Origin of the sequence: Brevundimonas sp. (assembly GCF_023259385.1) — a bacterium.
Classification (GTDB): Bacteria; Pseudomonadota; Alphaproteobacteria; order Caulobacterales; family Caulobacteraceae; genus Brevundimonas.
In genome coordinates this window covers 1-11,294 of the sequence record NZ_JAHFPF010000100.1, presented here as the reverse complement: position 1 = coordinate 11,294, position 11,294 = coordinate 1, and the positions used below count along the sequence as shown (strand labels likewise).

Below are 11,294 nucleotides of genomic sequence, written 5' to 3'. Positions count from 1 at the left end.
ACCCTCGACAAGAAGTTCAAGCACGACATCGACATCGTCGTGGACCGGATCGTCACCAAGGCCGGTCTGGAAGGCCGCTACGCCGACAGTCTGCAGACCGCTCTGGGGCTGGCCGACGGCATCGCCGTGGCCGAATGGGCCAACGCCGCCGAGGGCGAGGAGCCCCGCCGGATCACCTTCTCGGAGCGGTTCGCCTGCCCGGTCTCCGGCTTCACCATCAGCGAGATCGAGCCGCGGCTGTTCTCGTTCAATAATCCCTTCGGCGCTTGCCCGGTCTGCGACGGCCTGGGCGTCAAGCTGGCCTTCGACGCCGACATGGTGGTGCCGGACAAGGACAAGACCCTGCACGGCGGGGCCGTCGCCCCCTGGTCGCGCGGTCCCTCGCCCCTCTACACCCAGACGCTGCAGTCGCTGTCGACCCACTACGGCTTCTCGATGGACAAGCCGTGGCGCGAGCTGCCAGGCAAGGCCCAGACCGTCATCCTGCACGGCTCGGGCGGCGAGAAGATCAAGTTCACCTACGACGACAACGCCCGGAAGTACGAGACCTCCAAGGCCTTCGAAGGCGTTCTGCCGAACCTGGAGCGCCGCTGGCGCGAGACGGACTCGGCCTGGGTGCGCGAGGAACTGGGCCGGTTCCAGTCCGAGACCCCGTGCGAGGCCTGCGGCGGCAAGCGCCTGAAGCCCGAGGCCCTGGCGGTCAAGGTCGCCGGCGAGGACATCGCCGAGGTGTCGTGGCTGTCGATCAAGAAGGCCTACGAGTGGGTCAGCGCCCTGCCCGACCAGCTGACCGAAAAGCAGCTGGAGATCGGCCGCCGCATCCTGAAGGAAATCTCGGACCGCCTCCGGTTCCTGAACAACGTCGGCCTGGACTACCTCAGCCTCTCGCGGGCCTCGGGCACCCTGTCCGGCGGCGAGAGCCAGCGCATCCGCCTGGCCTCGCAGATCGGTTCGGGCCTGACCGGCGTCCTCTACGTGCTGGACGAACCCTCCATCGGCCTGCACCAGCGCGACAACACCCGCCTGCTGGAAAGCCTCAGGGGGCTTCGCGACCTGGGCAATTCGGTCCTGGTGGTCGAGCATGACGAAGAGGCGATCCTGACCGCCGACTACGTCATCGACATGGGCCCCGCGGCCGGCGTCCATGGCGGCCAGGTCTGCGCCGAGGGCACGCCCGCCGACGTCATGGCCAATCCGAACTCCCTGACCGGCAAATACCTGACCGGCGAGCGCGAGATCGAACTGCCGGTCGACGGCCGCCGTCCGGTCGACCGCAAGAAGATGCTGAAGATCAGCGGCGCCACCGGCAACAATCTGAAGAACGTCACCGGCGAGATCCCCGGCGGCCTGTTCACCTGCGTCACCGGCGTGTCCGGCGGCGGCAAGTCGACCTTCACGATCGAGACCCTGTACAAGGCCGCCGCGCGCCGCCTGCACAATGCGTCCGACGCCCCGGCTCCTTTCGACCGGATCGAGGGACTGGAGCTGTTCGACAAGGTCATCGACATCGACCAGTCGCCCATTGGCCGCACCCCGCGCTCGAACCCGGCCACCTACACCGGCGCCTTCGGCCCCATCCGCGACTGGTACGCCGGTCTGCCGGAGTCCAAGGCCCGCGGCTACGGTCCCGGCCGGTTCTCCTTCAATGTGAAGGGCGGCCGCTGCGAGGCCTGTCAGGGCGACGGCCTGATCAAGATCGAGATGCACTTCCTGCCGGACGTCTACGTCACCTGCGATGTGTGTCACGGCAAGCGCTACAACCGCGAGACGCTGGAGATCGTGTTCAAAGGCAAGTCCATCTCGGATGTGCTGGACATGACGGTCGAGGAAGCCGCCCGCTTCTTCACCGCCGTGCCCTCTATCCGCGACAAGATGCTGACACTGGAGCGGGTCGGCCTGGGCTACGTCAAGGTCGGCCAGTCGGCGACCACCCTGTCCGGCGGCGAGGCCCAGCGGGTCAAGCTGTCAAAGGAGCTCAGCAAGCGGGCCACCGGCAAGACGCTCTACATCCTCGACGAGCCCACCACGGGCCTGCATTTCGAGGACACCCGCAAGCTGCTGGAGGTGCTTCAGGAACTGGTCGAGAACGGCAACACCATCGTCGTGATCGAGCACAACCTGGATGTCATCAAGGTCGCCGACTGGCTGCTGGACTTCGGGCCCGAGGGGGGCGACGGCGGTGGCGAGATCGTCGCGGTCGGCACCCCCGAACAGGTCGCGGCCAATCCCGCCAGCTGGACCGGCAAATACCTCAAGGAGGTGCTGGACCGGCACGAACAGCGCCGCAAGGCGCGCGTGGCGGGCCTTGTCTCGACGGCGGAGAAGAAGCCGGCCCGGGCGAAGGCGCGGGCCTGATCCCCGGTCAGTCCCGCGGCGGCAGGTTCCGGCACATGGCCGCATAGGGCGCCCACAGGATCGTGGTCACCAATGTGGCGCCCAGCGGGATCAGCAGCAGCAGGAGCAGGAAGCTGATCGTGGACAGCGGGGTGACCGCGCTCGCCCCGCCGGTGACGGCCTGTTGCAACGGCAGGCCGATCATCAGCAGCAGGATGACCACGATGGCCGCCATCGTCATCGACAGCACGGTGATGCCCAGAAGCGGCCAGAACCAGCGGGCGGACACGTGCCAGCCCTCGACGAACGAGATCTTGCCGCGCAGCAGGGTGATCGGCGCCACCAGCGACAGCCGCACGGTGATCGCGATCGAGGTGGCGAACACGGCCATCGACACGACCAGGGCGCCGACCGCGCCCATCGTCTGGGCGGCGGCGGTCTCAAGCCCGGAACTGATCAGATTGAGCAGCACGGACACGGCCCCGAGGCCGAGGGCGACCAGGAACATGCGCAGTTCGTCGGACCCGAACCGGAGGTAGCCGAAGCCTTTGGGCTCCGGACGCAGCACCGCCCGGTACAACGCCGGCATCAGCACGGTCTGGATCAGCAGCACGACCGGCAGGACGGCGTAGCCGGCGTTGCTGATCGCCGCCAAGGCGGGCGCGGACAGTTTGGATATGTCGCCGTTCGCTGTCGTCATCTCCGGCGCCCAGGGAGACAGCATCGGGAAGGTCGCGACCGCCGCGGCGATCAGACCGACCAGCCAGACCGCAGCCCAGATCAGGATCACACCCGGATTGTGACGCGTCACGCGGAAGCCTTCGAAGGTCGCCTCGGTGGCTGAAACGGTCATGGGGCGACTCCGCTCGGTGCTCATGCCCGCTTCATGCGTCCAGCCGCCCCTCCGGCGCAAGGCTCCCGGCGAAATCCCCGCCGCGGCCATAAAGCACTGGCGTACCCGGCGGGGCGGGCTAGAACCCCGCTCATGAGCTCCACCTCCCCCTCTCCCGTCCACGTCATCGGCGGCGGCCTTGCCGGCTCGGAAGCCGCCTGGCAGATCGCCAACGCGGGCGTGCCCGTCATCCTGCATGAGATGCGCGGCGTCCCCGGCGTGAAGACCGATGCCCACCACACCGACGGCCTGGCCGAGCTGGTCTGCTCCAACTCCTTCCGTTCGGACGATTGGGAGTTTAACGCCGTCGGCCTGCTGCACGCCGAGATGCGGGCGCTGGATTCGATCATCATGAGCTGCGGCGACGCCCATCAGGTGCCCGCCGGCGGCGCCCTGGCGGTCGATCGCGACGGCTTCTCCCAGGCCGTGACCGCGAAGCTGCAGGCCCATCCGCTGGTCACCGTCGTGCGCGAGGAGATCGCCGGCCTGCCGCCGGAGGCGTGGGACAATGTCATCGTCGCCACCGGCCCCCTGACCTCGCCCGCCCTGGCTGACGCCATCCTGAAGGCCACCGGCGAGGAGAGCCTCAGCTTCTTCGACGCCATCGCGCCCATCATCCACGCCGACTCGATCGACTTCGACATCGCCTGGCGCCAGTCGCGCTATGACAAGGAAGGCCCGGGCGGCGACGCCGCCGCCTACGTCAACTGCCCGATGGACAAGGCCCAGTACGACGCCTTCATCGACGCCCTGCTGGACGGACCCAAGGCCGAATTCAAGGAATGGGAGAACGTCCCCTATTTCGACGGCTGCCTGCCCATCGAGGTCATGGCCGAGCGCGGCCGCGAGACCCTTCGCCACGGCCCGATGAAGCCCGTCGGCCTGACCAATCCGCGCAACCCGACCGTCAAGGCCCACGCCATCGTCCAGCTGCGCCAGGACAACGCGCTGGGCACCCTGTTCAACATGGTCGGCTTCCAGACCAAGCTGAAGCACGGCGCCCAGGCCGAGACCTTCCGCATGATCCCGGGCCTGCAGAACGCCCAGTTCGCGCGTCTGGGCGGCCTGCACCGCAACACCTACCTCAACAGCCCGCAGCTTCTGGACAAGCAGCTGCGCCTGAAATCCATGCCGCGACTGCGCTTCGCCGGCCAGGTGACGGGTGTCGAGGGCTATGTCGAGAGCGCCGCCATGGGTCTGCTCACCGGCCGCCTCGCCGCCGCCCAGGCGCTCGGTCGCGACCTGTCGGCCCCGCCGCCGGAAACGGCGATGGGCGCCCTGGTCGAGCACATCACCGGCGGCCACCTCGAGGGTTCGAAGTTCCAGCCGATGAACATCAACTATGGACTGCTGCCCCCGCTGGAGGCGCCCAAGGTCGATGAAGACGGCAAGCGCATCCATCCCAAGGAGCGCGGGCGGGCCAAGAAGCGGCTGATGAGCATCCGCGGGCTGGAGGCCCTCAAGGCCTGGCGGGACGCGGGCTGATGTCGGACCCGACCGAGCTCGAACGCCTGACCGACCGCCGGGTCACCCTGATCTACCGCCTCGACCTGATCGCCCAGGGCGCGCAGCTGAAATACGAAGACGGCTCGCCCGTCGATATGGCGTCCGAACAGGCCCGCCTGGAGGACGAGGTCGCCCGCCTGGACAAGAAAATCGCCCTGCTGGGACCGGCCGCCGGTCAGGCCTGAGAAGCACCGCCATGGCCCTCGACTTCGCCCGCCGCGCCATCCGCCAGAAGATCACCGATGTCTTCAATGACGCCGACAAGGGTGAGCGGCCCGTGCTGCGCCGGGCCGACGCCCTGTTCCCGCCGGACTGCGTGGCGGCCCGGGTCAACGGCGACGTGGTGACCATGATGATCGGCGGCGTCTCGGGCCTGCTGCTGCAGATGCTGCACCCGGCGGTGCTGGCCGGGGTCTGGGACCATTCCGACTTCCGCGCCGACATGCACGGCCGCCTGAGGCGGACGGCCAAATTCATCGCCACCACCACCTATGACCATGCCGAGCGGGGCCAGGCCGCCATCGACAAGGTCAACCGCATCCACGCCAAGCTGGCGGGCGTCCTGCCCGACGGCAGGCCCTATCGCGTCTCCGACCCGGCCCTGCTGGCCTGGGTCCATGTCACCGAGACCATCAGCTTCCTCGACGCCTGGATCCGCTACGCCGAGCCGAACATGCCGATGTCGGATCAGGACGCCTATTTCGCCGAGACCGCGCGGATCGCCGAGGCGCTGCACGCAGACCCCATTCCCCGCAGCCGCGCCGAGGCCGAAGCCCTGATCCGCAGCTATCGCCCCCAGCTGCGCGCCGACGCCCGCACGCGCGAGGTGGCGCGGATGGTGATGCGTCAGCGGGTCGGCTCCCCCGCCGTCGACGCCGCCGCGGGCGTGATCATGCAGGCGGGGCTCGACCTTCTGCCGGACTGGGCCCAGGCCATGCACGAGCGCCCCTTCGGCCCGCCCCAGCTCCTGACCCGGGCGGGCGCCCTGTCCACCGCCCGCTTCATCCGCTGGGCCTTCCGCGGTTCGCCCAATACGACGGTCCATCCGCCGGAGGTGCTGAGCTACCCATGACCGCCGCGTTCAGTATCCGCATCGACGATCTGACGGGGGCGCCGGCCCGCGACCTGCTGGCGCTGCATCTGAAGGGCATGCAGGCCTATTCGCCGCCGGAGTCGGTTCACGCTCTGGACCTATCGGGGCTGAGCGGACCTGACATCACGGTCTGGAGCGTGTGGCGCGACAACGCCATCGCGGGCATCGGGGCCCTGAAGACACATCCCGGCGGACAGGGCGAGCTGAAGTCGATGCGCACCCATCCGGATCACCTGCGTCAGGGCGTGGCGGCGGCCCTGCTGGATCACATCATCGCCGAGGCGAAGGCGCGCGGCCTGTCCCGCCTCAGCCTGGAGACCGGCTCCGGCCCGGCCTTCGACCCGGCCCTCGTCCTCTACCGGCGGCGCGGGTTCGCGGACGGTCCGGCCTTCGGCGGCTATGCCGCCACCGACTTCAACCAGTTCCTGCATCTCGATTTGTAGCGGGGGATGTCACATCCGGCGGGCCCGTCTCGTCTCCCTGATGACGGACGGATCTGGCGCCATGAGGGCGCCGGGCGGCCGTCCTCATGGAGCCCCGACATGCGCCTTTCCCGTACCCTGCTCGCCATGCTGCCCGACGCCCAAAAGGCCGTTCAGACCCTCTACGCCTCGGCCCACCAGTCGGGCGCCCCGGTCACCGTTCTGCACCTGGTCCATCTGCGCGCCAGCCAGATCAATGGTTGCTCGGCCTGCGTCGCCTCCGGCGCGAAGGAGATGCGCAAGGCCGGCGAGACCGACGAGCGGCTCGACACCGTCTCGGCCTGGCGCGAGACTCCCTACTTCACCGACGCCGAGCGCGCGGCCCTGGCCCTGGCCGAAGCCGCCACCCGCCTGGCCGACAATTCCGTTGGCGTGCCGGACGACGTCTGGGACGCGGCCAAGGCCCATTTCGACGAGCCGGCGCTGGCGGGCATCGTCCTGTGGATCGCCACGACCAACTTCTTCAACCGCCTGAACGCCACCCTGCATCATCCGGCGGGCGCGCCCTGGTTCTGATCCCGGGCCAGCTCCCTGTCGCCTGCGCGGCCTAGATCCGGCCTCTCAGCGCGGCCCAGACCAGCCTCAACCGCTTCGCCGCCTCGGGCGCCTCAGGGTCGCCCAGGGCGGCGGGCGCGACCGCCGGGAAGGCGGCCACGGGCAGGCCTTTCAGGGCCCGGTTGGCGGCGGTCTTCAGCGCTCCGGCCTCATCGCGGCGCCCTGTCTGGCTCAGGCCGCGCACGCGGCCGGCGTCCGCCACCGCCTCGTCCAGACCCGGTCCGGCCAGCATCCGCGCCGCCAGCTGCATCGGGCCGACGTAGAAGGCGTCCAGATCGTGGGGCTCGCCGTGCACCCGGCCGATATGCGCCTCGATCAGGCCGTCGAACGGGGCGCGCGGCAGGTCGTGACGGGCGACCATGTCGGTCAGGGCCTCCAGCACCGGATGGCCCTTGCGGGCGGTTCCGGCGAAGACCCTGTCCATCTGCTCGCGCCACCAGGCGTAGCGCATCTCGGCCAGCAGCGGCTGGGTGACCCGGGTGGGGATGGCCATCAGCTCGGCCTCGAAAGCGTACAGCACGATCAGGTCGGCGCGGGCCTGCGCATCGGCCACGAACCGGCTGGACAGCCAGCGGTCGGTGTCGGCGTCGCGGACCTGGGCTTCGAGGACAGTCATCGGCTCCCCATAACGCGGAAGGCCGGGAAGGTCGCCTCCCCGGCCCCGCATTGCGATCGGTTCGGCGGATCAGCCGAACAGGGTCTGGTACATGGCCATCGCCGTCAGCATCGGCAGCGACAGAAGCAGGTTGGTGCGGCTGCCCAGCATGGCGATGCGGGCGGCCTTGGCCTTGGCGGCGTCATCGACCACGACGATGCCCAGGGCGCGCTTCTGGTTCGGCCAGATCACGCCCCAGACGTTCAGGAACATGACGATGGCCAGCCACACGCCGACGCCCATCAGGGTGAAGCCCTTCTGGTCTTCCGTCAGGCCGCCGGCGAAGCCGAAGCTCAGCACTTCCATGGCGTAGGCGTGGCCGCGGGTGAACATCACAGCCAGGCCGAAGACGACCGTCGCCAGCGCCGCCCAGCGGAACCAGAACAGGGCCTCGGGCGCGATATGCTTGCCGATGGCCGGCTTCAGCTCCGCCGGGATCGCCGGCATGACCCGGATCTGGACGAAGTTGAAATAGTACAGCAGGCCGATCCACAGGATGCCCGACGCCAGGTGCGCCCAGCGGAACGTGGCCTGCCAGAAGCCGAGATCGAAGCCGCCCGGCGCGGTGCGGCCGAAGGCGAAGATCATGACCGCCGCCAGCGCGAGGCTCAGCAGGATGGTGGTGCGGAAGTTGGAAAGCAGCTTGCCCATGTCGTCGCCCCTCCCCGGGCGAGAATCGTTGAAGCGGCACCGTACCCCTCCCTCCCCTTCATGGGGAGGGATGTCGGCGCGTCAGCGACGACGGGGTGGGGTCCGCATCCGAGCGCCCGGTTCCCCCACCCGTCCCGCTACGCGGTCCACCCTCCCCACGAGGGGAGGGAGAATCTTCCGGATTACGGGCGCGAGGCCATGCCCAGCTTGATCGGCTTGGCGTCGTCGGCGGCGCCGCCGCGCTTCACGCCCCACAGCAGGATGATCGGCGCGCCGACATAGATCGACGAATAGGTGCCGATGATGATCCCGAACATCAGGGCGATGGAGAAGCCGAACAGGGCTTCGCCGCCAAAGACCGCCAGGGCCGCGAGCACCATGACCGCGGTCACGCCGGTGATGATCGTCCGCGACAGGGTCTCGTTCAGCGACAGGTCGATCACGTCGCGCAGCGGCATGGTCTTGTACTTGCGCAGGTTCTCGCGAAGACGGTCGAACACGACGACCGTGTCGTTCATCGAATAGCCGATGACGGTCAGGATCGCGGCCACCATGGTCAGGCTGAATTCCAGCTTGAACACCACGATCAGGCCGAAGGTCAGGACCACGTCGTGCAGCAGGCCGGCGACCGCGCCGAAGCCGAACTGCGGCTCGAAGCGGAACCAGATGTACAGGAACATCAGGACGATGGCCGAACCCAGCGCCAGCAGGCCGGACTGGAACAGTTCGCCCGACACCTTGGAGCCAACGACGCTGACGCCCGAATAGGTGACCTCGCCGGTCGCCTGGGTGATGGCGGCCTCGACCTGGTTCACCACGACGGTCTGGTCGCGGCCGTCCGGCACCTGGAAGCGCACGATGGCGGTGGAGCCGTCGTCGATGTTGTTGTCGCGCCGGGCGATGCCCTGCACGCCGACGTCACCGAGGTCCAGGCCGCTGACCGCGCCGCGAACCTCTTCCAGGTTGACCACCTGGCCGGCCGGCTTGGACACTTCCAGTGAGGCGCCGCCCCGGAAGTCGATGCCCATGTTCAGGCCGGGAACGAAGCAGGCGACGATCGAGGCGACGCACAGGATCACCGACAGGAAGGCCGCATAGCGGGCGTACTTCACGAAGTGGAAATTCGTCTTCTGCGGCAGCAGTTTGATGAGGGGCCATCCACGCATCGCCATCACTCCGCGATCGGCAGTTTTTTGGGCTTGGCCGTCTTCAGCCAGAACGCCAGCAGCACCTGCGCCACCAGCACGGACGACAGGACCGAGGTGAACACCCCGATGCCCAGCGTCCAGGCGAAGCCGCGAACCGGGCCGGCGCCGAAGACGAACATGATCGCCGCGGCCACCAGGGTGGTGACGTTGGCGTCTATGATGGTGGCCATGGCCTTGGAGAAGCCGGCGTCCATCGAGGCGATGACGCTGCGGCCCGCCCGGGCCTCGTCGCGCATCCGCTCATAGATCAGCACGTTGGCGTCGACAGCCACGGCGAAGGTCAGGATCAGGCCCGCGATGCCCGGCAGGGTCAGGGCGGCGCCGACAAGGCTCATACAGGCCACGATCAGCAGGCCGTTCAACACCAGGCCGATGACCGAGATGCCGCCGAACAGCATCCCGTAGGCCAGGATCATGAACAGCACGATGATGCCGAAGCCGATGGCCGTCGACAGGGCGCCCGCCGACACGGCGTCCTCGCCCAGTTCGGCCGACACGGTCCGGCGCTCCTCGACCTTCAGCGGAGCCGGCAGGGCGCCGCCGTTCAGCAGGTTGACCATCTCGGAGGCTTCCTGGATCGAATAGTTGCCTTCGATGACGCCGGAGCCGCCGGTGATGGCGCTGCGGATCGACGGCGCCGAGATGACCTTGCCGTCCAGGATGATGGCGAAGGGCTTGCCGATGTTGGCCGCGGTCGCCTCGCCGAAGCGGCGGGCGCCGGCGCCGTCGAAGCGGAAGCCGATGGCGGTGCGTTGGTTCTGGTCCTGCGTGACCTCGGCCTTTGTCAGGTTCTCGCCCGAGACCAGGATGCGGCGCTTCACAAGGTAGAAGGCGGGCCCGCGCGGGTCAGCGCCAGGGAGAACTTCGGAATCCGGCGGCACCGAACCGTTCAGCGCCTCCTGGATCGAGTTCTCGACGTCGACCATCTGGAAGGTCAGTTGGGCGGTCTGGCCGATCAGGCGTTCCAGCTCGGCCGGGTCGCTCTGGCCCGGAGCCTGGACCACGATGCGGTCCGCGCCCTGGCGGGTGATGGAGATTTCCTTGGTGCCGGTGCTGTCCAGACGGCGGCGCACGACTTCGATCGACTGGGTCACGGCGTCGGACGCCATGGAGTTCATCGTCGCTTCAGTGAAGGCGTAGCGAAGACGGTCGGAGCCTTGGCGCTGGACCAGGCGGTCCGTGCCGGTCGGGCTGTTGACGACCAGGGCGCGCATGGCCGCCTGCGCCTGTTCCATCTGCGACGGATCCGCCAGGGTGACGATGACGCCGTCGCTCTGGCGGGAGATGGTGCTGACGCCGATGCTGGCTTCGGCCAGCACGGTGCGGGCGTCCTCGGCCAGGTTGTTCAGCCGCGCGGCGCGCATGGCCGGCACATCGACTTCCAGCAGCAGGTACGAACCGCCCTGCAGGTCGAGACCCAGGTTCAGGATGCTCTTCGGCAGCCAGCCCGGCAGCGCGTCACGCTGGGCCGGGCTCAGCATGTTGGGCGCCGCGAACAGCAGGCCGAAGACGACGGACAGGGCGAGAAGGATGACCTTCCAGCGCGACAGATGGATCATGCGGGCTGTCCCGAACCTTTCAGGAGACCGATCAGGCCTTGGCGTCGTTGGCGGCGACCGCGGTGCGGTTGCGCACGTCGGCGATCATGGACTTGATCACGCGGACGTTCACGCCCTGGGCGATCTCGACCATGGCTTCGTCGTTCTCGACGCGCGTGACCTTGCCGATCATGCCGTTCGACAGGGTGACGGTGTCGCCGCGCTTGACCGCCTCGATCATCGCCTTGTGCCGCTTCATCTGTTGCTGCTGCGGGCGGATCATCAGGAAGTAGAACAGCACGATCATCGGAACGATGAAGACGAACGTTCCGGCGGGGCCGGCCAGGATTTCCTGCACTTTGTTCTCCGAGAAGCGCCGG

Annotated in this window: 12 protein-coding genes; 6 read left to right on the top strand and 6 right to left on the bottom strand. The window is 68.4% G+C overall.

Annotation, left to right across the window (positions count from 1 at the left end):
- Positions 1–2,355: excinuclease ABC subunit UvrA (uvrA, locus tag Q0C81_RS09305; RefSeq protein WP_291836788.1), on the top strand; the 2,355-nt coding region annotated here is incomplete at its 5' end.
- A 7-nt stretch (positions 2,356–2,362) separates the two neighbouring features.
- On the opposite strand, the gene Q0C81_RS09300 is transcribed toward uvrA, so the two are convergent.
- Positions 2,363–3,187, bottom strand: a complete 825-nt coding sequence (locus Q0C81_RS09300) for a hypothetical protein (RefSeq protein ID WP_291836786.1) — start codon at positions 3,185–3,187, stop codon at positions 2,363–2,365.
- Positions 3,188–3,319: 132 nt separating this feature from the next.
- On the opposite strand from Q0C81_RS09300, the gene trmFO reads away from it, so the two are divergent.
- The 5 genes from trmFO to Q0C81_RS09275 all read left to right on the top strand — a co-directional run bounded on the left by trmFO (position 3,320) and on the right by Q0C81_RS09275 (position 6,823).
- Positions 3,320–4,711 carry a methylenetetrahydrofolate--tRNA-(uracil(54)-C(5))-methyltransferase (FADH(2)-oxidizing) TrmFO gene (gene trmFO / locus Q0C81_RS09295; protein ID WP_291836784.1) on the top strand — a complete coding sequence of 464 codons (1,392 nt, stop codon included), beginning with the start codon at positions 3,320–3,322 and terminating at the stop codon, positions 4,709–4,711.
- Positions 4,711–4,917 carry a hypothetical protein gene (locus tag Q0C81_RS09290; protein WP_291836782.1) on the top strand — a complete coding sequence of 69 codons (207 nt, stop codon included), beginning with the start codon at positions 4,711–4,713 and terminating at the stop codon, positions 4,915–4,917. The genes trmFO and Q0C81_RS09290 overlap by 1 nt, the downstream gene beginning before the upstream one ends.
- A gap of 11 nt (positions 4,918–4,928) precedes the next feature.
- Positions 4,929–5,804, top strand: coding sequence for an oxygenase MpaB family protein (locus tag Q0C81_RS09285; RefSeq protein WP_291836780.1), 876 nt, complete (start codon positions 4,929–4,931; stop codon positions 5,802–5,804).
- Positions 5,801–6,268: a GNAT family N-acetyltransferase gene (locus Q0C81_RS09280; RefSeq protein WP_291836778.1), complete on the top strand. Its 468-nt coding sequence runs from the start codon at positions 5,801–5,803 to the stop codon at positions 6,266–6,268. Before Q0C81_RS09285 ends, Q0C81_RS09280 begins: the two co-directional genes overlap by 4 nt.
- A 99-nt stretch (positions 6,269–6,367) precedes the next feature.
- The gene (locus Q0C81_RS09275) at positions 6,368–6,823 is read left to right on the top strand and encodes a carboxymuconolactone decarboxylase family protein (protein ID WP_291836776.1); all 456 of its coding nucleotides are present in this window, start codon (positions 6,368–6,370) and stop codon (positions 6,821–6,823) included.
- A gap of 31 nt (positions 6,824–6,854) precedes the next feature.
- On the opposite strand, the gene Q0C81_RS09270 is transcribed toward Q0C81_RS09275, so the two are convergent.
- The 5 genes from Q0C81_RS09270 to yajC all read right to left on the bottom strand — a co-directional run bounded on the left by Q0C81_RS09270 (position 6,855) and on the right by yajC (position 11,221).
- Positions 6,855–7,478, bottom strand: coding sequence for a squalene/phytoene synthase family protein (locus Q0C81_RS09270; protein WP_291836775.1), 624 nt, complete (start codon positions 7,476–7,478; stop codon positions 6,855–6,857).
- Positions 7,479–7,547: 69 nt separating this feature from the next.
- Positions 7,548–8,168, bottom strand: coding sequence for a hypothetical protein (locus Q0C81_RS09265; protein ID WP_291836773.1), 621 nt, complete (start codon positions 8,166–8,168; stop codon positions 7,548–7,550).
- 182 nt (positions 8,169–8,350) lie between these two features.
- The gene (gene secF, locus Q0C81_RS09260) at positions 8,351–9,340 is read right to left on the bottom strand and encodes a protein translocase subunit SecF (RefSeq protein ID WP_291836770.1); all 990 of its coding nucleotides are present in this window, start codon (positions 9,338–9,340) and stop codon (positions 8,351–8,353) included.
- On the bottom strand, positions 9,340–10,935 hold the full coding sequence (secD, locus tag Q0C81_RS09255) for a protein translocase subunit SecD (RefSeq protein WP_291836769.1): 1,596 nt from the start codon (positions 10,933–10,935) through the stop codon (positions 9,340–9,342). Before secD ends, secF begins: the two co-directional genes overlap by 1 nt.
- Before the next feature lie 31 nt (positions 10,936–10,966).
- A complete protein-coding gene (yajC, locus tag Q0C81_RS09250) occupies positions 10,967–11,221 on the bottom strand; it encodes a preprotein translocase subunit YajC (RefSeq protein ID WP_291836790.1) in 255 nt (84 codons plus the stop codon).
- Positions 11,222–11,294: the final 73 nt, after the last annotated feature.